Consider the following 23,894-nt stretch of genomic DNA (forward strand, 5'->3'; position numbering starts at 1 on the left):
CACTATTAATAAGCTTATAAAATGACGAAAATGGATTCCCAGTTGGAAATCCATTTTATATTTATTACTACTTTATAATTATTATAATTTAGAAGTTATTTAATGTCAATCGATACGTTTAATTGAATACAGGTTCTTTGTATGCAGATAGTTTTTCTAACGAAGACTTATCTACATCCGCATGTAAACTATTGCCGTGTGAGTCCATTGTTACGACTGCTGTGAAGTTTTCTACTCGTAAATGCCACATTGCTTCCGGAATGCCGAATTCCATTAAGTCAACGCCTTCGACGCCTTTAATACAGTCTGCATAGTATTGAGCTGCTCCGCCAATCGCATTTAAATATACTCCACCATGTTCGGATAGTGCAGCAAGTGTTTTAGGTCCCATACCACCTTTACCAATTACCGCACGAATACCGAATTTTTTCATAATATCGCCTTGGTATGGTTCTTCTCGAATAGAAGTAGTTGGTCCCGCAGCACGTACATGCCAATTACCTTCATCGTCTTTCTGCATTACTGGACCACAGTGATAAATGATCTGTCCGTTTAAATCTACTGGAGCATCATGACTCATTAAGTGATGATGGATTGCGTCACGACCTGTATACATACGACCAGTGATTGATACAACATCCCCTACTTGTAGGGAGCGTATTTGTTCTTCCGAAATTGGAGCCTGAAGTTCCACCACTTTTTTAGGGGCTTCTTCAGTAGCTTCTTCCTTAAATTCAATTTTTTCTCCATCTTGGTAATGCCAATCTATGATTTCACCTGTAGTTGGGTGAATGTTAATTGCCATTCGACGGTATGCCCAACAGTTGTAAGCAACAGATACATAGAAGCTTGCTGGAATACGGTGCATCACACCAATTTTACAGCCTAGCAGAGTTGCTTCTCCACCGAATCCCATAGTTCCTATACCCAATGTATTTGCTTTTTCAACAATATACTCTTCTAATTTTGCTAGATCTGGATTAGGATTTGTATCTTCTACATGACGGAATAATTGTTCTTTTGCAAGGTCATAACCTGAGGAACGATCTCCACCAATGCCCACTCCAATAAAGCCTGCAGAACATCCTTGCCCTTGTGCTTGATAAACAGAATGTAAAATACATTTACGAATTCCGTCTAAATCACGTCCAGCTCGGCCCAAGCCTTCTAGTTCTGTAGGAAGGCTATACTGAATGTTTTTGTTTTCACAGCCGCCACCTTTTAGGATTAGCTTCATTTCAATATAATCTTTTTCCCATTGCTCAAATTTCATTACTGGGACACCTTCGCCAAGGTTGTCGCCGCTGTTTTTCCCTGTTAATGAATCAACGGAGTTAGGACGAAGCTTCGCATCTTTAGTAGCGCTCACGATCGCACGCTTAATCGCTGCTTTAATTTCTAGTTGGTTAACTCCAACAGGTGTTTTAATTTTGAATGTTGGTAACCCAGTATCTTGGCAAATAGGGGATACGTTGTCATCCGCCATCTGAATATTATTTGTAATGGTGTCTAAACTCATCGCCGCTCGTGTACCAGCATTTTCAGCTGCTTTCGCTTTTTTAATTGCTCGACGGACGTCTTTTGGTAAATTTGTCGATGTTTCGGTTACTAAGTCATAAATACTTTTTTCTAATTGCTCCAATTGCATGGGACAAACGCTCCTTCTATGTATATGTATCTTAAACATTACAAGTATACTATTTAATCACTTCGAAAAAAAGAGAGGATTCATGTAAGTTTTATGTAGAGCCTTAACGTATCTTCATATGTAATTATCCAATAGATTGATTGGAGCGTAGGGAAGGAAGCGGCTCTGCCCCGCCCGCGGAATGAGTGTAGATAAGTTTGCGGACGATTTACTAATCTGGTTCTTTAAAATTGACAAAAGGTATCGTGAGGAGGCCTCTCGATACCTTTTGTCGACAATTTGAGCGTTAGCAATGTGATGCATTCCGAACTTCTTTGACATGCATTTTAATCGTTTGAACTTTTAAATTGTTCCATTTTCAACTCTAAGTCATCCATCATTTGAATAAGTCGATCTATATCTTCCAGTTCAGTCGTTTCAGGTTCAATTGAATCTAATACCTCTAAAAACATTTGCAGACGATCTTTTAAATAAGATACTTGTTGTTCTGGATTTGAAATTTGTTTACCCACAGAATAACACCTCACTTTATGATTTAAGAATAAATGAAAATAGGTATAAAAGATAGGTCCAAAGAGTTATTTTAATAATTATTGTATTTAGAATATTTACTCTTTTATAGTTATGTGTTAAAGTTTCTTTAAGGCATACATAGAAGGGAGGCCGTAGTGAATAGTCGAAAACCATTCAATCGAGAGAAGGAGGGGGTTCAGACATTTCACCGGCATAGACGCCGCAAATGCAGTTATGAATATACAAGTGAATAATAGTTATATGTAAAAGGCTCAGTCAGATCTCACGTAGATATCGACTGGGCCTTTTGTTGATGTCTGCTTTCTATAGCTTACCCAATTTTTAAGAAAAATATATAATGTGATCGATTTGTCTGCTACACTACTGTTTAGAACAACTTAGAATCTATAAAAAGAGGTAGCATATGCAGCAATTTACAGCAGTTGAACGTAAGCGATTTTGGATACTTGTCACGATTGTATCTATATCAGGTTTTTCACAAGGGATGTTATTGCCACTCATCTCCGTAATATTTGAGCAAGACGGGGTAAGTGCGACTTTAAATGGATTAAGTGCAACAGGTCTTTATATAGGTACATTATTAATATCTCCATTTATCGAGCCTCCACTTCGTAAGTTTGGGTACAAGCCCATTATTGTTATAGGTGGGCTACTCGTAATTGTCTCACTAATGCTTTTTCCGTTATGGAAGAGTGTTGCATTTTGGTTTGTATTGCGATTGTTGATAGGGATTGGAGATCATGCCCTTCATTTCTCCACACAGACTTGGATTACTAGCTTCTCCCCACAACATCGATTAGGAAGAAATATAGCGATATACGGTCTTTCATTTGGTGTGGGTTTTGCAGTAGGACCTTTGTTTGTCCAACTTGTAGAAATCTTTGAAGGGCTGCCGTTTATCGTATCTAGTCTTCTCTGTTTAGGAGCCTGGTTGTTAGTCTTTTTTGTTAAAAATGAAAAACCAGAAATTCATACTAGCTCATCAGCTCACACAGGAACATGGAAACGATTTGGAGCAGCGTTCGCAGTTGCTTGGGTAGCATTTATTCCTCCGTTTTGTTATGGATTCTTGGAATCTTCTTTAAACGCCATTTATCCGGTTTATGCACTTCGAAATGCTATAGAAGTTACAAGCTTGTCGTACATACTAGCAGCATTTTCTATTGGTGGAGTTGTCTCTCAACTGCCACTTGGCGTATTAAGTGACAAAATAGGAAGACGAAAAGTGTTAATCATAATGCTTGGCCTTGGCGCAATTACATTTGGAATTGCCAGTCTTTTTGAAACTTCTACCATGATAATAGCCATATTATTTTTTATAGCTGGAATGTTTGTAGGGTCGACATTCTCATTGGGGATTTCTTATATGGCTGACTTAACACCGAAAGAACTGCTTCCTACAGGTAATTTAATTTGTGGTATTTTCTTTAGTCTTGGAAGTCTCTCTGGTCCCTTTTTAGGCGGTCTTTTTATTCAGCTATTTGAAGGTATTAGCTTTTTAGTATTAGTTGCCTTACTACTTGGCATTTTATCGTTTATTATCTTTGTATCGAATCCTCAAAAGAAAAGTTTTGTTTGAAGGAGTGTGAGGTGAAATATGAATAATAGAGTGAAAGAAACCTACAATCAGCTTGCGGATGATTATGAACATAACGTGGATACTAATAGTCCATTCAACACGCAATATGAACGACCTGCGATGATGAACCTTTTGCCATCCGATTTAAGAAATAATAAAGTTCTGGATGCAGGATGTGCGGCTGGGTGGTATACAAGACAATTGATCCATTTAGGAGCAGATGTAACTGCCACCGATATTAGCCCTAAAATGGTAGAGGCTACTAAAAGAAGAGTTGGGGAAGCTGCAAGTGTTTTTTGTATAGACTTGGGAGAAAAGCTTCCTTTTGAAGATGAAACATTTGATTGGATTATTAGCTCTTTAGTGCTTCATTATATAAAGGACTGGAGCAGCACTTTTAAGGAGTTTCAGAGAATATTAAATCCCGGTGGAAAACTGTTATTTTCCGTTCACCATCCTTTTATGGATTTTAAATTATCCGAGAATGGAGATTATTTTTCAAATGAATTCATTATCGATCAATGGGAAAGAGAAGGGAAAATGATTGAAGTTCCGTTCTACCGTCGTCCACTGCAGATGATACTAAATGATACACTTTCACATTTTTCTATTGAGCAGATAATTGAACCCCAACCTACAGAAGAATTTAAAATGAATGAACCTGAAAAATATGAACGTTTAATGAAAAATCCACATTTTATGATTGTAAAAGCAATTAAAAAAGGAAACACTCGGGATTAAATCACCAAGTGTTTCCTTTTTCATTGTTTATTGTAGTTCCAACCGCCATCTCCATTATAAATCATTAGCTTGGACATACCGCCATCAATTGTAATATTTTCTCCGTTGATAAAATCGTTTTTGGGATCACATAAGAAAATAGCAGCTCTTGCTATATCAAGTGGATTTCCGATACGGTGAGATGGATGTTGAAGTAAATCTTCATCAGAAGCATTATAGATTTCATTTGATTCATGATATGCACCAGTTTCAATCCATCCAGGGCTGATTGCGTTCACACGTACCTTTCCTGCTAAGCTAATAGAAAGAGCATGAGTTAGTGCTGATATACCTCCCTTTGCGGAACTATAACTCTCCGTGTCCGCTTGGGACATAAATGCTCGAGTGGACGACATATTGACGATAGCAGCATGATTGCTAAAATGAGTTAGAAATAGTTTCGTCAACATATAAGGTGCTGTTATTCCTACATTTAATACTTCAGTAAAATCCTCATAACTGCAATCGCTTATAATTCCGTTATTGCTAAAACACGCATTATTAAGCAAGAAATCAATTGAGCCATATTTTTGAATAACTTGATTGGCAAACTTCTCAATATCTTCTTTTTTAGCTAAATCCCCAGCTATAAATAAATGATTGCCAGATAAGTTGGTAAGCACTTTCTGACCTGCAGTTTCATCTTTATCAATAAAAGCAATAGAGCATCCAAGCTTTGAAAACTCTTCTACAAGACATCTGCCAATTCCTTTGGCTCCACCCGTTATGACACATACTTTTCCTTGGAACATATCATCATCACCCATTTCTTTTATATACTCTATTTTAGCTATAAAACCAACGCTAATTTAAAGAGTATGATTTTAAAACGGAAAATTTTGCAAAAAATGAAACTAATTTTCAATTAATAACGTATGATATAAAAGTGCTCTTAGAAACGATTATGATAGGGGGATTTCAAATGCGTACTAATTGGTCGAATTACGCTTGGAAATTATGTTGGGTTGTTGGTTTAATTGCTTTGACATTAATAAGTTCCTTTTTACGGCAAAGAATTCGAGATAATAGCGCAATAACGTTCGACATGCTTCCTTATTTTTGGTTCAATGCAACTATATTTTTAATATTTGGCTTATATATATCAATACTATTTATTAAAACTTGGACAGTTAATAGAAATTGGCCATTACTACTATGTGTAAGTTTACCAAGTTTGCTTATTGCATTTTATAGCCCAGTTATATTTACTATTGTAAAATATACAACTCCTGATTTATCTAATTTTACTGTTCCTATTCCTTTTTGGTTACACCTGATAAATGAACTAGGTATTCCAGCAATTGTCGCTGGGTTATCCATAATGATTGGAATGTTTGAAAATAGGAATACTAATAACAGCAATTAATAAATGACACGAGGTAAGTTTAATGGAATTATTCATTGAAAAAGTGAACAGAAAGAAAAGTTCTAAGCCCATTTTGTTTACGAGATTTTTTATACTCTTGGCAATGGTTATCTTTTTAATAATGGCAATAGTTAACGACTTAGATATTTCTTTACTAAGCTTTGTCTTTGTTATGGGAGGCATTGGCTCTACAGTAGACGGTATTGAAAGTTATTATCACAAAGCTAGAAGAAAGGTTGTACTTACGGAAATAGGATTAGGTATTGTATATTTTGTTATTTCATTTATTCTATTTTTCTAATACCGCAGTGTCGAAGGGTTGAATAACTATGAGAAAAATAAGTGTAATAATAGGAGCTACTAGTAGCCTTGTTTTGTTCTTCTATATAATGTATTTTTTAATGACAAATGATACAATGACTACTGTTTCCTTTCTTCCAGTAATTATAGGAATGGGAGGGTTTGCTTCGTTTATAGGTGGGCTTATAGAGCTAAAAAAAATAAGTGTGGAAGAAAAGAGTGAAACGACGAACAGGAGGTAACAATTGATAAAAATTAGTGCCAAATCGATACATTCAGAACTAAGGCAGCTTCTGTCTTTTGCGACTTCTGTGGATAAGATTAATCAAGAATATGAAAAATACGTGTCTTCAAATGAACGAAATTTATATGGGCTTGAGTTAAAAGAAAGTATAATTGGTTGTATTGGGATTGAAATTATAAGTTCAAATACTATTGAAATAAAACACATCGCTGTATCACCTAGTGAAAGAGGAAAGGGAATAGGGAGCCAAATGATTAATTTTATTTGTGCTCACTATTCTTCTTGTTCTATTCATGCCGAAACCGATAGGGATGCAGTTGAATTTTATCGAAAGTGTGGATTTGAGATTACGAGTTTAGGAGAAAAATATCCAGGCGTTGAACGTTTTATGTGTGAGTTTACTAATGATCTAAGAGTAGCTAACGACTAAATTTAGTTGGATATTTGGCTTATCGCTAAAGTAATTCTGCTTGGTTTGAAATATAGATACAGAGATTTTTACGGAGCTACGGAGGTGAATAGATGGGAGACTTTAGAATAAGTAAAATAGAAAATTTAGTTATAAGCGAATTATCCCAACTCGTAGAAGAAAGTAAAACGGATGGATTCCGTTTTCTTGAAAGACTAGTTAATGATTATAATGAGGGAACTAATACTTTTAGTGAGCATGGTGAATCTCTTTATGGAGTTTATAATGAGAATAATTCCTTAATAGCGGTAGGCGGTCTTAATAATGACCCTCTTTCTAATGATACACAAGTTGGAAGATTGAGAAGATTTTATGTAGGAAAAGAATATAGAAGAAAAGCTATAGGGACATTATTATTAAGACAGATTATATACGAGGCAAAGAATTATTATAGAGTTCTTGTACTAAACACTGATACAAAACAAGCAGCAAATTTTTATCGGGCATATGGTTTTGAAGAAAGTGAAGCATATCCTGGTTCCACACATTTATTAAATTTAGGTTATGAAAAATAACAGACTGTAGACAAAATAGAATTTATTTTTATATAGGGTAAATCAAGTCTTTATTTTGGATCCGTTAATTTTCGTTTCAGGCGGCCGCGCTCCGCCGGCATGGCTTCAGCCGCTTCCCTCACTACGCTCAGTCCAGGGTCTTCAGCTCATGCACCTGCCGCTTCGCTTTCGGTGCAGAAAACATTTGCTATTCCGGCTGGAGTCGCCGTCTTCTACTCCAATTAACTATTATCCGCTTTTCAAGTAGAAAACCATCATGCCATTAAATAGTACAAATATTTATAACTTAAATTTTTTCAATTAGTATTTAAAGAAAATCGTTGAAAAAGGCGAAACTCCTGCGGGAATAGCGTTAGCCGAAGACCCCGCAGTTGAGGGGAAGGCAATCTAAGTTCGCCGCATCCTGCGGCAACGATTGCATGACCAACATCGTGTTGGCCTAGGAGGCTAAGGCAACGCCCGCGGAAAGAGAGCCGTTTCAACGATTTTCTTATTTATCGGACGACATTGTTAGTTATGTCAAATTCTATAGATTTTTTCAGTGCACTCGCAACGCTCCTGCAGGAATTGAGCGGATGTTTCTCCAAACCAATAATGTGCTACGTTATATTTTCTCAATACTTAGGAAGTATATTCTTGACTTAATAGAAAATGAGGACAAAAAATATCAAGTTATACAGTTATATTTGTAAAACTTGATATTCATTGTTTATGGCTTTAAGACAAACTTAATACTTTCTTCTTCAAAATCGTGGAATGTTTTGTATGCCTCGCTTGCTTTTTCTAGAGGAACTCTATGTGTAATAATTTCGCGTGGATCAATCTCGCCGTTCGCTATCATTTTATATAGCATAGGCATATAGTGAATAACCGGGGCTTGTCCCATTTTTAAAGTTACGTTTCGTTCAAAAATATTACCTAGTGGGAACATATTATAAAGAGATCCATAAACGCCTGTTAATTGGATAGTTCCAAACTTTCTTACTGAATTTAAGCCAATATCAATAGCGCTCAGAGTTCCACCCTGAAGCTTAAGCTTTTGTTCTACTTTTTCTATCATGGACATTTTCCCATCCATACCGACACAGTCTATAACAACATCTACTCCACCATTTGTAATTTCCTTAATGTGGCTCCCCATGTCATCAAAATCATCAAAATTATAGGCTTCCACATTGTTCATCTTGATCGCATGATTTAAACGATAGGGTACATGGTCAACAGCAATAACTCGCTTTGCACCTTTCATCCAGGCAAATTTCTGTACCATCAGTCCGATTGGTCCAGAACCAAGTACCGCAACAGTATCGCCTGCTTTCATTCCAGAATTTTCAATGCTCCAATAAGCTGTAGGAAGAACGTCCGAAATAAATAATAAGGATTCATCTTCTAATTCACAGGATTCTGGAATCTTAAAAGGCATGTAATTACCATAGGGCACTCTTAAAAATTCTGCTTGTCCACCAGGATAATTACCATAGCGTTCGGTAAAGCCAAAATAAGCACCTGAATCTATAGCTGGATTTTCATTTGAATTGTCACATTGACTTTCCATTTCATTTTGACAATAGAAACATTCCCCACAGGAAATGTTAAAAGGAATAACAACTCTGTCACCTTTTTTAACTTTTGTAACATCAGGTCCTACTTCTTCTACAATTCCCATAGGTTCATGGCCAATCACATAGTCCTTACGTGTAGGCGTAGCACCTCTATAAATATGCAAATCAGAACCGCAAATGGCAGTAGTCGTAATACGTACGATAATGTCATCGCTCTTTTCAATTATTGGATCGGGTACTTCCTTTACCTTAATATCCTTTGCTCCTTGGAAAGTGACTGCTTTCAAAAAATCTCCTCCTTTAAAAGTGTCTCATTAATAGTAATAACCCAATTTGAAAAAACAAAACCAATAATTAAGAAGATGCTAAAAAGCCAGAGAATCTTAAACAGATTCTCTGGCTTATTTTTAGTTCTTTAATTCTAGTAGAGTTACTGCCTCAACATGTGAAGTTTGAGGAAACATATCTACTGGCTGAATATATTTCACATCGTAAAGCTTTGTCAGCTGCTGAAGATCTTTTGCAAGAGTGGAAGGATTACATGAAGTGTATACAAAACGTTTTGGTTTGATAGCTAAAACGGTTTTGATAAATTCATCCTCAAGACCTGTGCGTGGTGGATCGACGGTTAAAACATCTGGAACAAAACCTTCGTTTTTCCATTTTGATAGCCATTGTTTCGCAGTTCCGTGAACATACTTTGTATTAGTGAAGCCATTCCGTTTAGCATTCTTTTTAGCATCTTGAATAGATTCTTCTATAATATCCATTCCTCGAACTTCCTTCGCATTTTTGGCAAGCCAAAGTCCGATTGTACCTACGCCACAATAGGCATCTACTACTGTTTCATTTCCCGTAAGAGCAGCCGCTTTTTCTATTTCAGTGTATAAATTTTCAGTTTGCTCCGGATTTAGTTGGAAGAATGCTCTAGCTGATAAGTCAAAAGCCAATTCTCCAAGTTTTTCATGAATCGTTTCTTTTCCGAATAAATTGAATGTTGTATCACCAAAAACAAGGGATGTTTTTTCTGCATTAATGTTTTGACTAATGGACACAATATTAGAATCAATTCCACGAATTAGTTGAACAAGTTCCTCTTTATGAGGCATTTTCTTTTTAGTAGTAACAAGTGTTACTTGGATTTGTCCTGTTTTTACACCTGTACGAACAACAATCGTACGAACTATTCCATTTGGATTCTTTTCATCGTATATAGGAATGTTCAGTTTATGCAGGAAGCCTTTAATTTCATTTGTGATATGTGTAGTCACTGGGTGTTGCATAATACATTCATTGATATCAATTAATTTGTTTGAGTTTTCGGCATATAATCCAGCGATAACTTTATTTCCTACGCTTCTTACCTGAAACTGACTCTTATTTCGATAATTCAACGGGTTATCCATGCCAATAGTTTGTTTTACATCAATAGTTGGTGCTAAGTCTTTGACATAACGTTCTAGTGCTTGGATAACAAGATCTCTTTTTTCGATTAGCTGTCTCCCATAACTCATATGCTGAAGCTGACAGCCACCGCATGCTTCATAAACTGGACATTGTGGAACTACACGATCAGGGGAAGCCTGACGGATTTTTTTGATTTTTGCTTCTGCATATTTTGCCTTAGCTTCTGTCACTTGAGCTGTTATTACTTCGCCAGGTAAAGCACCTTTAACAAAAATAACATTTCTTTTGAAAAAACCTACACCTTCGCCGTTTATTCCAAGTCTTTTTATCGTTAGAGGAAATTCTTGTCCTACTTGTATTACTGTTTGTTCTGTCATTCCTTCACGTCCTTTATCCGCTTTAACTAGCAGTAAAATCCCCACTTCATCACTTCGGTGGGGATTAACTAAAAGTAAAAGTCCGATTGTTTCAACTAACATCCCATTACTATGAATGAAGTTTCACTTTATAATCTTGCTTCTATTATAAAGGACAATTTTAAGGTTGCAAATCAATCGGAATATCCAGATTATTCATATTTAATTCGTCTATTGTTCCAAATGTATATCCCATTTTTCTTGCTTCTTGAATGAACATAGGAAGACCTTCTGCATTATCAGGTGAAACAGTGTGCATTAGAATGATTGCACCAGGATGAATTTGAGACATTAATTGATCGTAAGCGTATTTTCCGCCCTTCTTCACATCCTTGTGCCAATCGATAAAAGCAATTGACCAAAATATATGCTGATGGCCAATTTCGTTTGCAGCTTGTAATACTTGTTCATTAAAGATTCCTTCTGGAGGACGAGTAACGGTAGTTCTTTTTAGGGTGGTTAGCTCGCTCAATCGTTGGTCAAACTTTTGCAATTCTTTCTTCACACCTTCTTTTGAAAGCTTAGCTAAATTCGGATGACCATAAGAATGGTTTCCAATTTGATGTCCCTCTTCAATCATTCGTTTAACAAGAGGGGTAGCACTTTCTAGATAATGTCCTGTAAGAAAGAATGTAGCTTTAATATTTTCTTTTTTTAGCGTATCTAAGATACTTTCTGTATATCCGTTTTCATAGCCATTATCAAAAGTGAAATAGAGAACTTTTTTATCTGATGGACCTTTGTAAATAGCGCCATTTCTTTCAAGCATCGCATCTAATTCTGAACCTGCTTCTGCTGGAATTTCGTTTGTCGCTTTCTTCAATCCCCAATGTATTTCTTTGGATTGCGCAGAGAAGGGTTGATAGAAGAACCCCATACTGATGACAAACGCAGCTAGTACTATTCCAAATACATGGTATTTCCACATGAAAAACACAACCTCCTTTTTTAAGTAGGTTGCGCTAGTGGTTTTTATTTATTCATGAATAAATATCTGTTAGTGCTTTACTCAGATTTGGAAAATCAAAAACAAATCCATTTTCTATTAAGACTTCCGGTAAGACATGTTGACCTTCCAAAACAAGTTGGCTTTTTTCACCAAGGGCAAGTTTTAACGCAAAAGAAGGTACTGGGAAGTAATAGGGTCTATTTAATACGCTCGCTAATATTTTGCCAAACTCATTCATTCTTTTTGCATCCGGTGCTGCGACATTAAAAGGGCCATGTATGTTATTTTCTATGGCAAACAGTAGAGCTTTTGCAACATCTCTGACATGAACCCACGACATCCAATTTTTACCCAAGCCGATAGGTCCTCCAACAAATAGTTTATACGGAAGAGCCATTAGTGGAAGTGCGCCTTCACTTTTCCCTAAAATGATTCCAAATCTTCCATAAGCAACTCTAATTCCTAGTTGTTCAGCTGTTTGTGCTTTAACTTCCCAGTCTAGAACTGTTTTCGCTAAAAAGTCTGTTCCAACTACGAGTGAGTTTTCGGTATATGTTATATCTTCCGAGGCAGGATAAATGCCAATTGCACTAGCATTTACAAGAACTTTTGGTTTATGCTCTAATGCATGTAGTATTCGAATAACTTCATCTGTTGCTTGCATTCGACTTTCGGAGATTTTCTTTTTTTGTTCAACGGTCCATCTTCCATTATTTATGGACTCACCAGCAAGATTTACGATTGCATCAATTCCTTCCAGCTTTTTTTCAGGTAAGGAATTGCCTGATAACCATTTTACAAATGAAACATTATTTATGTCTTTGTTGGGTGAACGAGTTAAAATAAATACCTCATGTCCCATTTGAACGAGTAGGTTAGTTAGTTCACTACCTACAAATCCAGTACCTCCAGTAATAGCTATTTTCATATTCAGCCCTCCTTTATGGAATATCTTAACATTCTCCAGAGTTATCACCTATTAAAATATACGGTATAATAGTAGGGATGAATGGAGAGGTTTACTAAATGCCGATTATTACAAAAATAGGTCGTCAAAAAAATAATAAAGAACGATATAATTTATATTTGGATGAAAAATATGCTTTTAGTGTAGATGAAGCAGTTTTGATTAAGTATCAGCTTACAAAAGGGAAAGTGATAGAAGCTTTTACAATCGATGAAATCGTTTTTGATGATGAAGTAAGAAAGGCTTATAATAAAGCAATCAACTTTTTGAGTTATCGTATGAGAAGTGAGCATGAGGTAAAGAAAAAGTTATTAACGAGTGATTTTGGAGAAGCAGTAGTGTTAGAAGCAATTCGAAAGCTATACGAGCATGGCTTTTTAAATGATGAGAGTTTTACGAAAGCATTAGTCGCGACTCAAAAGAAAAACAGTAAAAAGGGCCCTTCAGCTATACGCCAAGAATTAAAGAAAAAAGGAATTGAAAAAGACTTACAAGAAGAGGTTTTAGCAACTTATACAGAAGATGAACAATTGAAAATTGCTCGGACACTGACTGAAAAAATAATTAACCAAAATTCAGATAAAACACCAAGGCAAATTAAACAAAAGGTGCAAGAGGCGTTACAACGAAAAGGCTACAACTTCTCGATTATTTCCCAAGCAATAGAATCTTTTGAACTCGAAAAAGAACAGGAAGAATGGGAAGATATTATTTCAACTCAGGGTGACAAGGTTTGGAGAAAATATGTATCGAAATATACGGGATATGATTTGAGGAACAGGGTAAAACAAGCACTATACTTAAAAGGATTTCCCGGAGAGCAAATTGATTTATTTATAGAGAAAAAGGAGCTGGACCAACAGGATGATTGAGAAAAAATATAGTGATATGACAGAACAAGAATTACGAACTGAAATCGCTAGACTGAAAGAGAAAGCAAGAAAAGCAGAACAATTAGGTATTGTAAATGAATATGCAGTATATGAAAGAAAAGCTACAATGGCTCAAGCGTTTCTAACTGATCCAGCTTCTATTAAACCAGGTGAGATGTACCGTATCTCAAGTGATCCAGGAATATTTTTTCAAGTGGAGTATCTTAAAGGAAGATTTGCCTGGGGATACAGATTAGGTGGAGACAAGTATGAAGAAGCATTACCAATTTCGTTATTATTGCCTCTAAAGGAAGGAAAATAAGATGCAGGATAAAATAGATACTTTAACACAACAGCTAATTGAAAAAAACGATAAACTTTCTGCTGCAAAGGCAAGAGCATGGATTGAACTGCTTTGGTCAGATTTTGAATCATCTTATGCGAAAGCAGGATATGATTACAAAGGTGCAGCAGTCACTGAAATGGTCATCAAAAAATGGATAGAAGGTTATGGTGACCAATTGCATGAATTTGCTAGCTCGAATGAAAAGTATAAGCATCTTTTGGAAGTAGATGATTTCTTAAATTAAAGGCTCTGTTATTTATTACGGAAAGTTTTTAAATTGAGAATACAAAAAACACTGATTCTTACAATGAGTCAAACAAAGCCAAAATAAAAAAAGCTAGGAAATTGATTTCCTAGCGTTTCTATTTTATTTCATCAATTGGCATAAAGTCTAATTTTTTTCGAAGTTTATCTTCACTAAATATCCAACCCGTATAAGAATTGACGATTTCAAGATCTTCATTCAAATGTGCTACTGCCACAAATGGATAATAGTCATTACTACGATATCTCAAATCAATCAGGCGTACTTCGTGTAATTGGTCAAACTTCGTGATTTCCCAACGATAGATTGGTGAAAAAGAAAGAAAAGCGCTTAAGTTTTTATCTTTTAAGGCTGCCTTTACCAATTGGGAGTCAGGTATGGGAACTCGTTCGAATTTATCGTAAATGGTAATGGAGCGTCCATATGCTCGTCCAACATAATGGTGTGTTTTGGAGAGAGCAGCTACACGCCACTGGAAGAAGCGCATGGTTGGAGCGGTTATTATTTGATCGGCATCCGGAATGGTATGTTTGACTGCATTTTTAACCGCTGCTTGTACTGCAAATCGTAAAATATAATAACAAACGATTACTGCGTACATAATAAAAAAGGTTGGAACTGGATTAGCACCAAACATCCATAGTAGCAAGCCTAGTACATGTAAGCCAAAAATTATCGGATCAAATGTATTTATAACCCCTAGGGCTACCCATTTCCTTGAAAAAGGCCGGATTGCCTGTGTACCATAGGAATTAAAAATGTCTACAAACACATGTAGAAAAACAGCTAAAAATGTCCACAGCCAAAGGTGCAAGAAATTTGCTTCTTGTATAATCAACCAAAGTACGGATGAAATTAGTAAAGGCCATAAAATGACTGCTGGTATGGAATGAGTAATCCCACGGTGATGTCTTATATATACCGCATTATTGCGTAATTTTAACACTGTATCAATATCTGGTGCTTGGGAACCTATTATAGTTCCAGCAATCACAGCAGTAGTAGTAAGGGAACTACTAGCAACTACGGGGTCGGCAAGTGCTAAGCCTCCGAGAGCTATACCCATTACAATATGTGTACCTGTATCCACTTAACCATCTCCTTTTTGGACAACAAGTTGAATTAATCATAAAATAAAATCGAATAAATAACAAAGCTCACACTAACATATACCCGATTATAAATGACAATAATCGCAAGGAAGGAATTTACATTGAACGAATTATACAAAAAACAAGTACGAAATGCATTAGTTTCATGGTTTGAGGTAGAAAAACGGGACTTACCTTGGCGTAAAACAAAAGACCCCTATAAAATATGGATTTCAGAAGTTATGCTACAGCAAACAAAAGTGGATACTGTTATTCCTTATTATGAAAGATTTATTGCAAAATATCCTTCACTGGAGTCATTAGCGAACGCAGATGAAGAAGAATTATTAAAGGAATGGGAAGGTTTGGGGTATTATTCCAGAGCGCGTAACTTACAGGCTGGAGTAAAAGAGGTGGTAGAGCATTATGATCGTAACGTTCCCTCCACTAGAAAAGAAATATCTAAGTTAAAAGGTGTTGGCCCATATACAGCAGGAGCTGTATTAAGTATCGCGTATGGTGTGCCTGAGCATGCAGTAGATGGAAATGTTATGAGAGTGCTTTCCCGTCTTTTATTGATAAAAGAAGATATTGCCAAACCAAAAACTAAAAAAATTTTTGAAGAGGCTGTCATGGAGTTAATCGATAGGGAGAATCCTTCTGCATTCAATCAAGGATTGATGGAGTTAGGAGCAGTGATATGTACACCAACTAAACCAAAATGCTTACTTTGTCCTGTAAGAGAATATTGCTCAGCATTTTTTGAAGGAATGCAAGAAGTACTTCCAGTTAAAACAATTAACAAAAAATCTAAAATACATAAAATGAAAGCAGTTGTCATTGAAAAAGATGGGAAAGTCCTTTTGGAAAAGCGTCCAAGTAAAGGATTGTTAGCGAACATGTGGCAGTTCCCAATGGTAGAGCTACCTACTACTAATCATACAGTAGAAGAGGTAATCGAGCATGATTATCGAATTAGTATTATAAAAGGGAAAGAAATACTTACCTTTAAGCATATCTTTTCACATTTAACGTGGGAAATGGAGAGTTATGCAGCACAGTTAACAAAAGATAAAGGACTACCAACTAACTGCAAATGGTTTACAAAGGTAGAAGTAGAAAATCAACCAATGCCAGTTCCAGTTTTGAAAGTATGGAACGCATGGAAAGAAAGGGATTTGGAACAATGACAACAAGAAAAGTTGCACTAGTAACGGGAAGCAGTAGAGGTTTAGGAAAAGCACTAGCTATTGAACTTGCTAAAAATGGATATGATATTGTTGTTAACTATGCAAGAAGTAAATCGGCAGCACTTGAAACAGTACAAGAGATTGAAGCATTAGGAAGAAAAGCACTTCTTGTTCGTGCAAATGTGGGAGATATAGAAAAACTACGAGCAATGTTTCAAACTGTAAAAGAAGAGTTTGGCCGTTTAGATATCTTTGTTAGCAATGCGGCTTCTGGCGTATTACGACCAATTATGGAATTGGAAGAGTCTCATTGGGATTGGACAATGAATATTAATGCGAAAGGAATGCTTTTTGGGGCACAAGAAGCGGCAAAATTAATGGATAACGGTGGGAAAATACTTGGGATCAGTTCACTTGGTTCGATTCGTTATCTCGAAAATTACACGACAGTTGGCGTTTCAAAAGCAGCAATCGAATCCCTTACAAGATATTTAGCTGTTGAATTAGCCCCAAAAGGAATTTCTGTAAATACGGTTTCTGGTGGAGCATTAGATACAGATGCACTGAAACATTTTCCAAATCGTGAAGAGTTATTAGAAGATGCTCGAATAAATACTCCTGCTGGGAGAATGGTGGAAATCGAGGATATGGTGAAAACGGCGATGTTTTTATTATCTGATGATTCCATGATGATTAGAGGACAAACGATAATTGTGGACGGCGGAAGATCGATAAAAATGTAAATAATCATATGAATATTAACACCTAAAGAGCACATGATATATGTGTACGGAGGTGAAATCCATGAAAAAGAATAACAGTAACCAATCAAACAAGAGTCAAGAGTTTGCGGCAGAAACTGATATTCAAAACGTAAAAGAACAAAACCGTCAAGCGGAGATGAAAAAACAACAAGCTAGCGGTCCAAAAGCAAATCGTTCTTTTAACTCAAGTAAATAAGTGGATTCACCAAGATCAGCGAAGGCATTTTGCCTTCGCTGATTTTTTTACTACAGTTTTTTTGTATGGATTGCTATAATAAGTAAATAAGTTAAAATTCTATATTGCGCTTGATGAAAAGAAGGTGGCTAAATCATGGCGATTCCAACCGAAGGAGAAATTATTCAAATTCACAGCTACAAGCATAATGGCCGCATCCACCGTGTCTGGCAGGAAACGATGGTTTTAAAAGGCACCAAAAATATTGTAATAGGAGCAAATGAGCGAACTCTTGTAATTGAGGCGGACGGAAGAACCTGGATTACACGAGAGCCATCAATTTGTTACTTTCATGCAGAACATTGGTTCAACATTATTTGTATGCTTCGAGAAGATGGTGTATATTATTACATCAATATGAGTTCGCCATTTGTCTATAATAATCAACGGTTAAAATACATTGATTATGATTTAGATGTAAAGGTCTTTCCAGACATGACCTATACGATTCTAGATGAAGATGAGTACGAGCAGCATAAAAAAGAAATGAATTATCCAAAAGAGATAGATGGGATTCTTGATCGGAATATAGAGAAACTAATTTCTTGGATAAAGCAAAGAAGAGGTCCATTTGCTCCTGATTTTATAGAAGCGTGGACAAGTCGTTACCATTTTTATAAACAGTTAAATGAGTAGACGGAAACCTGTTGAGAGATACAACAGGTTTTTGCAATTTTGAAAGGGAGTAATTCTATGAGTTCGATGAAGCGGTATATGCAATTTGTGAAACCATATAACCTTCAAATATTATTAACGATTGTCATTGGTATTATCAAATTTGCTATACCTTTATTTATACCAATACTTATTAAAATTGTGATTGATGATATTATTGACGAGAACATGGCCTATGAGGAAAAGATGAAGCAGTTGGTTTATTGGCTAGGAGGGACTGCATTAGTATTTTTAATAGTTCGTCCACCAATCGAGTATTATCGACAATATTTGGCTCAACTAGTGAGTAATAAAATACTATATGATATACGTCAAAAACTCTATATTCATCTGCAGAAACTAAGTTTAAAGTATTACTCGAATACACGAGCTGGAGAAGTTATTTCCAGAGTTATAAATGATGTAGAACAAACAAAAAACTTTGTCATGATTGGTTTGATGAATGTCTGGTTAGATTTAGCTACTATTCTAATTGCAATCGGAATAATGCTCACAATGAATGTAAAGTTGACTATTGTTACTTTATTAGCATTTCCATTTTACGCATTTAGTGTGAAATACTTTTTTGGCAGACTACGCGATCTCACAAGAAAACGTTCGCAGGCATTAGCAGGAGTCCAAAGCTATTTACATGAACGTGTACAAGGTATGAGTATTATTAAAACGTTTACTTTGGAGAAGCATGAACAAAAACTATTTAACGAAGCAAATGGGGAGTTTTTAGATAAAGCGGTCGACCAAACGATATGGAATGCGAAGGCATTCGCTGTTGTGAATACAATAACCGATATAGCACCATTACTAGTGATAGCATATGCAGGATATGAAGCAATCAACGGAAGATTATCTGTGGGAACGATGGCTGCTTTTATTGCATATATTGAACGTTTGTACAGCCCATTGCGACGATTAGTTAATTCATCTACAACGTTAACTCAATCATTTGCATCTATGGATCGAGTCTTTGAATTGATGGATGAACAATACGATATTGTTGATAAAAAAGGAGCGACCACAATAGATCGCTCACTTGGCAATGTTACATTCTCTAATGTGTCATTTCAATATGATAAAGAAGGAACTACCATCTTAAATCACGTAGATTTTCACGTCAACGCTGGTGAAACAGTAGCATTTGTCGGAATGAGCGGTGGAGGGAAATCTACTATTATTAGTCTTATCCCTAGGTTTTATGATGTGACAAGTGGCAGTGTCCAAATTGATGGACAAGATGTTCGGGATGTAACTATTGAATCCTTAAGGAAGCATATCGGAATTGTATTGCAGGATAATATTTTGTTTAGTGACTCGGTAAAATCAAATATATTAATGGGTAATCCAAATGCTACAGATGAAGAGGTTATTGAAGCGGCTAAGGCTGCTAATGCCCATGATTTCATCATGGAGTTACCAGAAGGCTATGAAACAAAAGTTGGAGAACGTGGAGTAAAACTTTCCGGTGGACAAAAACAGCGGGTTGCAATTGCACGAGTGTTTTTAAAAAATCCTGCAATTTTAGTTCTAGATGAGGCGACTTCTGCATTAGATTTAGAGAGTGAGGCTTTAATCCAAGACTCATTAGAACGACTAGCGAAAGATCGTACTACTATTATTGTTGCTCATAGACTTTCTACTATCACTCATGCTGATAATATATTTGTAATTGAAAATGGTGAAGTAGTTGAAAATGGAAATCATCATAACTTAATGAATCATAAAGGTGTATATTATAACCTTTTTCAAATACAACATTTAGATACAGTAAATTAAATAAGGAAACACCCTATAAGTGAACATTAACTTATAGGGTGTTTTTTACTATAAAAGATAGTCGAATGGTTATTTATATAATTGTATGAAAATACAGATTAAATTGGAAGTTATATATGAGTATAGATATATCAACTTTAATAAAGGTATTGCATACTCACTTAAATTGTGTAGAATATTTAATATAGTAAGATAAGATAGAAAAATAAGACTATTTAGAAAGGGGGAGCACAACATGCAAAATCGTCAAGTAATTTTAGAAGTGAAAGATCTTCAAACTTCCTTTTTCACTGATGATGGTGTTATACCATCCGTTGATTATGTAGATTTTCATGTCAGAGAAGGAGAGATATTAGGAATCGTAGGCGAGTCAGGTTGCGGTAAAAGTGTAACTTCTCTTTCTATCATGGGCTTGGTTCCTAGTCCTCCAGGGAAAATAACAAACGGACAAATTTTATTTAGAGGAAAAGATTTAACAAAATTTACAGAGAAGGAAATGCGAAGTGTTCGTGGAAATGATGTTGCGATGATTTTTCAGGAGCCTATGACATCGTTGAATCCTTTATTCACAATAGGAAATCAGCTAATAGAAGCCATAGCATTACATAAAAAGGACTGGAGTAAAAAGCAGGCGAAAGCTAGAGCGATTGAAATGTTGAAGTTGGTAGGATTACCGAGGGCGGAAGAATTGATGCGAGATTATCCTCACCAACTCTCAGGTGGTATGAGACAGCGGGTTATGATTGCTATGGCATTAGTATGTGATCCAAAGGTACTCATTGCCGATGAACCAACTACAGCATTAGATGTAACGATACAAGCGCAAATATTAAAGTTAATGAGAGACTTGAATGAGCGATTAAATACGGCAGTTCTATTAATTACACATGATTTAGGAGTTGTAGCAGAAACATGTGAGCGAGTTGTTGTTATGTATGCTGGAAAGGTAGTGGAAGAGGGATCGGTTGAGACTATTTTCAATAATCCACAACATCCATATACGAAAGGTTTAATAGCTTCAGTTCCCGATATGCGTTTCAAAAAACAACGACTTTATTCAATTCCAGGAAATGTGCCAAAACCTGGGACGATTAAAGAAGGATGCCGGTTTGCTGCGCGTTGTGAATCAGTGTTCGGTCGATGTACGGTAGAGAGTCCTCCTTTATATGAAACCTCCGAAGGTCATAAAACAAGATGTTTCTTATACGATGAAAAGGAGGTTGGAGTACATGACAAAACCGCTGCTACAAGTTGAAGGATTGAAAAAGTACTTTCCTACTCATTCGGGATTATTAGGAAGACAATCGGGTTACGTAAAAGCAGTGGACGATGTATCTTTTTATGTTAATGAGGGTGAAACACTCGGTATTGTAGGGGAATCTGGTTGTGGTAAATCTACTACTGGTCGAATGCTTATGAGATTACTAGAGCCGACTGAAGGTAAAGTAACTTTTGATGGAAAAGAACTTACGAATATTTCTAGTTCAGAAATGAGAAAAGCACGTAGAGAGATTCAAATGGTTTTTCAAGACCCTTATGCATCATTAAATCCGCGTCATACAGTTGAGAAGATTTTAATGGAGCCTCTCATTGTCCACAACATCGGCGATGCTAAAAGCCGTAAGAAGAAAGTTTATGATTTTTTAGAAATCGTTGGACTTAGTAGTTACCATGCAAAAAGGTATCCACACCAATTTAGTGGTGGGCAACGCCAAAGGATTGGGATTGCTAGAGCCTTAATGACAAATCCAAAGTTAATTATTGCAGATGAGCCGGTGTCCGCTCTTGATGTTTCTATTCAAGCGCAAGTACTTAATCTCATGCAAGATTTACAGAAAGAACTAAAGCTAACGTATATCTTTATCGCACATGATTTAGGGGTAGTGCGGCATATAAGTGATCGCGTTGGTGTTATGTATTTAGGTAAAATGGCTGAGCTTGCGACAAGTGAATCTCTTTACGCAGAGCCACTACATCCATATACAAAGGCGCTGCTTTCTGCAGTTCCTGTTCCCGACCCAGAGTTTAAGAGGGAACAAATTATATTAGAAGGAGATATTCCGAGTCCTTCAAATCCACCGACAGGTTGTACGTTTCACACAAGATGTCCTTATAAGATGGATGTTTGTACAACCGTTGTACCGAAATTAGAAGAAGTAAAAACAGGTCATTTTGTTGCCTGCCATTTATATAAAGAGGCAGTCCAACATTGATAATATATTTTACGGAGGGGTTAATATGGGAAAGAAGAAAATATGGTCATTTTTGTTGCTAATGTTAGTAGCTCTAACAGTAGTTCTTGCAGCATGTTCTTCAGGTGATTCATCAGAAGGCACTAGCAAAACAGACAAAGAGAATGAAGGTGCTACTGAAGGGGAATCAGCATCTACTGGCAACAAAGTACTTATTTTTGGACGTGGTGGAGATTCCGTTTCATTGGATCCAGCCGCAGTAACAGATGGGGAATCCTTCAAAGTAACACAAAACGTGTTTGAAACACTTTTGAACTTTGGGGAACAAGATACAACGATTAATGAAGGATTAGCTACGAAATGGGAGCCTTCAGAAGACGGACTTACTTATACATTTACTCTACGTGAAGGGGTTAAGTTCCACGACGGAACAGACTTTAATGCAGAAGCTGTAGTAAAAAACTTTGAACGTTGGGCAAATGGTTCGGAAGACAAATTCCCATACTATGCTTCTATGTTTGGTGGTTTTGTAGGAGATGAAAGCCATGTAATTGAATCTGTAACTGCAGAAGGTGATTACACAGTTATCTTTAAATTAAAACGTGCACAAGCACCGTTCTTAAAAAATATTGCAATGAGTCCTTTTGGAATTGCTAGTCCGACTGCATTGGAATCTGCAGGAGATGCTTTTGGAGACAATCCAGTAGGCACAGGTCCATTTAAATTTGTTGAATGGAAACGTAATGATTCAATAACTGTTGAAAAATTTGAGGATTATTGGGCTGAAGGACTTCCAAAGCTTGATAAAGTTGTTTTCCGCTCTATTCCAGATAACTCTGCTCGTTTAAATGCGCTTCTTACAGGTGAAATTGATTTAGCTGATGGAGTAAATCCAGCAGATGGTGCAACAGTTGAAGGTGATTCAACTTTACAACTATTTGAACGTCCATCTATGAACGTAGGATATTTAGGTCTTACATCTACACGTCCTCCATTTGATAATGTAAAAGTTCGACAAGCGATTAACCATGCAATTGACAAACAAGCTATCGTAGATGCTTTCTTCGAGGGTCGTGCGGAAGTTGCGAAAAACCCAATGCCATCTTCTATTAGTGGATACAATGATGACATTCCTGGTTATGAGTACGATCCAGCAAAAGCAAAAGAACTTTTAGCAGAAGCAGGATTTGCGGATGGCTTTGAAATGGAATTATGGGCAATGCCTGTACCAAGACCATATATGCCAGATGGAACTAAGGTGGCTGAGGCTATTCAAAAGAACTTAGAGGATATCGGTGTTAAAGCGAAAATCGTTTCCTTTGAGTGGGCGACTTATTTAGAAAAAGCTCGTAACGGAGAAGCGGATGCATTCATGTTAGGTTGGACTGGTGATAACGGAGACGCAGATAACTTCCTTTATGTATTACTGGACAAAGATAATATTGGAAGCAATAACTACACTTACTATAGCAACGACGATCTACACAACATCCTAATTGAAGCACAAACAGAAGTTGACGAAGATAAACGTAATGAATTGTATAAGCAAGCTCAAGAAATCATATTTGCAGATGCTCCTTGGGTACCACTTGCACACTCAACTCCATTACTAGCAGGGAAAGCAGAATTGGTAGACTTCTTACCACATCCTACTGGATCTGATAAATTAACGAAAGTCGACTTTAAGTAATAAGCTTGAAGGGGAGAGGTCTTCGTGATTTCTCCCTTTTCTATATTAATTTCGAGAGAATAGCCTTA

At 36.4% G+C, this 23,894-nt stretch carries 26 protein-coding genes; 18 read left to right on the plus strand and 8 right to left on the minus strand.

The window, feature by feature from the left end:
- Window positions 1–118: 118 nt before the first annotated feature.
- Entirely contained in the window at window positions 119–1,648 is a 1,530-nt protein-coding gene (locus AM499_RS20940; protein WP_053592010.1) for a fumarate hydratase, read from the minus strand.
- A gap of 326 nt (window positions 1,649–1,974) precedes the next feature.
- The gene (locus AM499_RS20945) at window positions 1,975–2,160 is read right to left on the minus strand and encodes an SE1561 family protein (protein ID WP_053592011.1); all 186 of its coding nucleotides are present in this window, start codon (window positions 2,158–2,160) and stop codon (window positions 1,975–1,977) included.
- 425 nt (window positions 2,161–2,585) lie between these two features.
- Between AM499_RS20945 and AM499_RS20950 the strand changes: the two genes are divergently transcribed.
- Together AM499_RS20950 and AM499_RS20955 are read left to right on the plus strand one after the other, a co-directional pair.
- On the plus strand, window positions 2,586–3,761 hold the full coding sequence (locus AM499_RS20950) for an MFS transporter (protein ID WP_053592012.1): 1,176 nt from the start codon (window positions 2,586–2,588) through the stop codon (window positions 3,759–3,761).
- A gap of 18 nt (window positions 3,762–3,779) precedes the next feature.
- Entirely contained in the window at window positions 3,780–4,502 is a 723-nt protein-coding gene (locus tag AM499_RS20955; RefSeq protein ID WP_053592013.1) for a class I SAM-dependent methyltransferase, read from the plus strand.
- A 20-nt stretch (window positions 4,503–4,522) separates the two neighbouring features.
- Here AM499_RS20955 and AM499_RS20960 read toward each other — a convergent pair whose 3' ends face one another.
- Entirely contained in the window at window positions 4,523–5,293 is a 771-nt protein-coding gene (locus AM499_RS20960) for an SDR family oxidoreductase (protein WP_053592323.1), read from the minus strand.
- Window positions 5,294–5,463: 170 nt separating this feature from the next.
- Between AM499_RS20960 and AM499_RS20965 the strand changes: the two genes are divergently transcribed.
- The 5 genes from AM499_RS20965 (at window position 5,464) to AM499_RS20985 (ending at window position 7,435) form a co-directional block, all read left to right on the plus strand.
- Entirely contained in the window at window positions 5,464–5,907 is a 444-nt protein-coding gene (locus AM499_RS20965) for a hypothetical protein (protein WP_053592014.1), read from the plus strand.
- A gap of 22 nt (window positions 5,908–5,929) precedes the next feature.
- The gene (locus AM499_RS20970; protein ID WP_053592015.1) at window positions 5,930–6,208 is read left to right on the plus strand and encodes a hypothetical protein; all 279 of its coding nucleotides are present in this window, start codon (window positions 5,930–5,932) and stop codon (window positions 6,206–6,208) included.
- 28 nt (window positions 6,209–6,236) lie between these two features.
- Window positions 6,237–6,449: a hypothetical protein gene (locus AM499_RS20975; protein WP_053592016.1), complete on the plus strand. Its 213-nt coding sequence runs from the start codon at window positions 6,237–6,239 to the stop codon at window positions 6,447–6,449.
- Between the two features lie 3 nt (window positions 6,450–6,452).
- A complete protein-coding gene (locus AM499_RS20980) occupies window positions 6,453–6,881 on the plus strand; it encodes a GNAT family N-acetyltransferase (RefSeq protein WP_053592017.1) in 429 nt (142 codons plus the stop codon).
- Between the two features lie 92 nt (window positions 6,882–6,973).
- Window positions 6,974–7,435, plus strand: a complete 462-nt coding sequence (locus tag AM499_RS20985; RefSeq protein WP_053592018.1) for a GNAT family N-acetyltransferase — start codon at window positions 6,974–6,976, stop codon at window positions 7,433–7,435.
- Between the two features lie 709 nt (window positions 7,436–8,144).
- Here the strand turns inward: AM499_RS20985 and AM499_RS20990 are convergent.
- The 4 genes from AM499_RS20990 to AM499_RS21005 all read right to left on the minus strand — a co-directional run bounded on the left by AM499_RS20990 (window position 8,145) and on the right by AM499_RS21005 (window position 12,697).
- Entirely contained in the window at window positions 8,145–9,284 is a 1,140-nt protein-coding gene (locus tag AM499_RS20990; protein ID WP_053592019.1) for a zinc-dependent alcohol dehydrogenase, read from the minus strand.
- A 120-nt stretch (window positions 9,285–9,404) separates the two neighbouring features.
- The gene (gene rlmD / locus AM499_RS20995) at window positions 9,405–10,781 is read right to left on the minus strand and encodes a 23S rRNA (uracil(1939)-C(5))-methyltransferase RlmD (protein ID WP_053592324.1); all 1,377 of its coding nucleotides are present in this window, start codon (window positions 10,779–10,781) and stop codon (window positions 9,405–9,407) included.
- A gap of 160 nt (window positions 10,782–10,941) precedes the next feature.
- On the minus strand, window positions 10,942–11,748 hold the full coding sequence (locus AM499_RS21000; protein WP_053592020.1) for a polysaccharide deacetylase family protein: 807 nt from the start codon (window positions 11,746–11,748) through the stop codon (window positions 10,942–10,944).
- A gap of 52 nt (window positions 11,749–11,800) precedes the next feature.
- Entirely contained in the window at window positions 11,801–12,697 is an 897-nt protein-coding gene (locus tag AM499_RS21005) for a TIGR01777 family oxidoreductase (protein ID WP_053592021.1), read from the minus strand.
- 98 nt (window positions 12,698–12,795) lie between these two features.
- On the opposite strand from AM499_RS21005, the gene recX reads away from it, so the two are divergent.
- Genes recX through AM499_RS21020 form a run of 3 tightly spaced genes read left to right on the plus strand, consistent with a single transcriptional unit; the run spans window position 12,796 to window position 14,198 of the window.
- Window positions 12,796–13,608 (plus strand): recombination regulator RecX, encoded by an 813-nt coding sequence (recX, locus tag AM499_RS21010; RefSeq protein WP_053592022.1) that lies wholly within the window; start codon window positions 12,796–12,798, stop codon window positions 13,606–13,608.
- Window positions 13,601–13,930: a YfhH family protein gene (locus AM499_RS21015; protein ID WP_053592023.1), complete on the plus strand. Its 330-nt coding sequence runs from the start codon at window positions 13,601–13,603 to the stop codon at window positions 13,928–13,930. The genes recX and AM499_RS21015 overlap by 8 nt, the downstream gene beginning before the upstream one ends.
- 1 nt (window position 13,931) lies before the next feature.
- A complete protein-coding gene (locus tag AM499_RS21020) occupies window positions 13,932–14,198 on the plus strand; it encodes a YfhJ family protein (protein WP_053592024.1) in 267 nt (88 codons plus the stop codon).
- Window positions 14,199–14,316: 118 nt separating this feature from the next.
- Here AM499_RS21020 and AM499_RS21025 read toward each other — a convergent pair whose 3' ends face one another.
- Window positions 14,317–15,309, minus strand: coding sequence for a metal-dependent hydrolase (locus AM499_RS21025; RefSeq protein WP_053592025.1), 993 nt, complete (start codon window positions 15,307–15,309; stop codon window positions 14,317–14,319).
- A 123-nt stretch (window positions 15,310–15,432) separates the two neighbouring features.
- Between AM499_RS21025 and mutY the strand changes: the two genes are divergently transcribed.
- From mutY to AM499_RS21060, 8 genes are all read left to right on the plus strand, one after another.
- Window positions 15,433–16,500, plus strand: a complete 1,068-nt coding sequence (gene mutY / locus AM499_RS21030) for an A/G-specific adenine glycosylase (protein WP_053592026.1) — start codon at window positions 15,433–15,435, stop codon at window positions 16,498–16,500.
- Window positions 16,497–17,243 carry an enoyl-[acyl-carrier-protein] reductase FabL gene (gene fabL, locus AM499_RS21035; protein WP_053592027.1) on the plus strand — a complete coding sequence of 249 codons (747 nt, stop codon included), beginning with the start codon at window positions 16,497–16,499 and terminating at the stop codon, window positions 17,241–17,243. Before mutY ends, fabL begins: the two co-directional genes overlap by 4 nt.
- Window positions 17,244–17,283: 40 nt before the next feature.
- Window positions 17,284–17,460 carry a gamma-type small acid-soluble spore protein gene (locus AM499_RS21515; RefSeq protein ID WP_082355333.1) on the plus strand — a complete coding sequence of 59 codons (177 nt, stop codon included), beginning with the start codon at window positions 17,284–17,286 and terminating at the stop codon, window positions 17,458–17,460.
- Window positions 17,461–17,595: 135 nt separating this feature from the next.
- Window positions 17,596–18,135 carry a nucleoside tri-diphosphate phosphatase gene (gene ntdP, locus AM499_RS21040; RefSeq protein WP_053592028.1) on the plus strand — a complete coding sequence of 180 codons (540 nt, stop codon included), beginning with the start codon at window positions 17,596–17,598 and terminating at the stop codon, window positions 18,133–18,135.
- Between the two features lie 57 nt (window positions 18,136–18,192).
- Window positions 18,193–19,944 carry an ABC transporter ATP-binding protein gene (locus AM499_RS21045; RefSeq protein WP_053592029.1) on the plus strand — a complete coding sequence of 584 codons (1,752 nt, stop codon included), beginning with the start codon at window positions 18,193–18,195 and terminating at the stop codon, window positions 19,942–19,944.
- Between the two features lie 235 nt (window positions 19,945–20,179).
- Window positions 20,180–21,199 carry an ABC transporter ATP-binding protein gene (locus AM499_RS21050; protein ID WP_053592030.1) on the plus strand — a complete coding sequence of 340 codons (1,020 nt, stop codon included), beginning with the start codon at window positions 20,180–20,182 and terminating at the stop codon, window positions 21,197–21,199.
- Window positions 21,174–22,157, plus strand: a complete 984-nt coding sequence (locus AM499_RS21055; RefSeq protein WP_053592031.1) for an ABC transporter ATP-binding protein — start codon at window positions 21,174–21,176, stop codon at window positions 22,155–22,157. The genes AM499_RS21050 and AM499_RS21055 overlap by 26 nt, the downstream gene beginning before the upstream one ends.
- Before the next feature lie 25 nt (window positions 22,158–22,182).
- Window positions 22,183–23,826, plus strand: a complete 1,644-nt coding sequence (locus tag AM499_RS21060) for an ABC transporter substrate-binding protein (RefSeq protein ID WP_053592032.1) — start codon at window positions 22,183–22,185, stop codon at window positions 23,824–23,826.
- The last annotated feature ends 68 nt before the right edge of the window (window positions 23,827–23,894 follow it).

This window comes from Bacillus sp. FJAT-22090, from assembly GCF_001278755.1.
GTDB lineage: Bacteria > Bacillota > Bacilli > Bacillales_A > Planococcaceae > Psychrobacillus.

Excerpts from the sequence above, each read along its gene's own strand:
- AM499_RS21515 (WP_082355333.1), top strand. The coding sequence starts at position 17,284 with ATGTGTACGGAGGTGAAATCCATGAAAAAGAATAACAGTAACCAATCA.
- AM499_RS21055 (WP_053592031.1), top strand. The coding sequence starts at position 21,174 with ATGACAAAACCGCTGCTACAAGTTGAAGGATTGAAAAAGTACTTTCCT.
- AM499_RS20955 (WP_053592013.1), top strand. The coding sequence starts at position 3,780 with ATGAATAATAGAGTGAAAGAAACCTACAATCAGCTTGCGGATGATTAT.
- AM499_RS21005 (WP_053592021.1), bottom strand. The coding sequence starts at position 12,697 with ATGAAAATAGCTATTACTGGAGGTACTGGATTTGTAGGTAGTGAACTA.
- AM499_RS20970 (WP_053592015.1), top strand. The coding sequence starts at position 5,930 with ATGGAATTATTCATTGAAAAAGTGAACAGAAAGAAAAGTTCTAAGCCC.
- recX (WP_053592022.1), top strand. The coding sequence starts at position 12,796 with ATGCCGATTATTACAAAAATAGGTCGTCAAAAAAATAATAAAGAACGA.
- rlmD (WP_053592324.1), bottom strand. The coding sequence starts at position 10,781 with ATGACAGAACAAACAGTAATACAAGTAGGACAAGAATTTCCTCTAACG.
- AM499_RS21050 (WP_053592030.1), top strand. The coding sequence starts at position 20,180 with ATGCAAAATCGTCAAGTAATTTTAGAAGTGAAAGATCTTCAAACTTCC.
- AM499_RS21060 (WP_053592032.1), top strand. The coding sequence starts at position 22,183 with ATGGGAAAGAAGAAAATATGGTCATTTTTGTTGCTAATGTTAGTAGCT.
- AM499_RS21015 (WP_053592023.1), top strand. The coding sequence starts at position 13,601 with ATGATTGAGAAAAAATATAGTGATATGACAGAACAAGAATTACGAACT.
- AM499_RS20960 (WP_053592323.1), bottom strand. The coding sequence starts at position 5,293 with ATGTTCCAAGGAAAAGTATGTGTCATAACGGGTGGAGCCAAAGGAATT.
- AM499_RS20965 (WP_053592014.1), top strand. The coding sequence starts at position 5,464 with ATGCGTACTAATTGGTCGAATTACGCTTGGAAATTATGTTGGGTTGTT.
- AM499_RS21020 (WP_053592024.1), top strand. The coding sequence starts at position 13,932 with ATGCAGGATAAAATAGATACTTTAACACAACAGCTAATTGAAAAAAAC.
- AM499_RS20985 (WP_053592018.1), top strand. The coding sequence starts at position 6,974 with ATGGGAGACTTTAGAATAAGTAAAATAGAAAATTTAGTTATAAGCGAA.
- AM499_RS20975 (WP_053592016.1), top strand. The coding sequence starts at position 6,237 with ATGAGAAAAATAAGTGTAATAATAGGAGCTACTAGTAGCCTTGTTTTG.
- AM499_RS20940 (WP_053592010.1), bottom strand. The coding sequence starts at position 1,648 with ATGCAATTGGAGCAATTAGAAAAAAGTATTTATGACTTAGTAACCGAA.
- AM499_RS20950 (WP_053592012.1), top strand. The coding sequence starts at position 2,586 with ATGCAGCAATTTACAGCAGTTGAACGTAAGCGATTTTGGATACTTGTC.
- fabL (WP_053592027.1), top strand. The coding sequence starts at position 16,497 with ATGACAACAAGAAAAGTTGCACTAGTAACGGGAAGCAGTAGAGGTTTA.
- ntdP (WP_053592028.1), top strand. The coding sequence starts at position 17,596 with ATGGCGATTCCAACCGAAGGAGAAATTATTCAAATTCACAGCTACAAG.
- AM499_RS21000 (WP_053592020.1), bottom strand. The coding sequence starts at position 11,748 with ATGTGGAAATACCATGTATTTGGAATAGTACTAGCTGCGTTTGTCATC.
- AM499_RS21045 (WP_053592029.1), top strand. The coding sequence starts at position 18,193 with ATGAGTTCGATGAAGCGGTATATGCAATTTGTGAAACCATATAACCTT.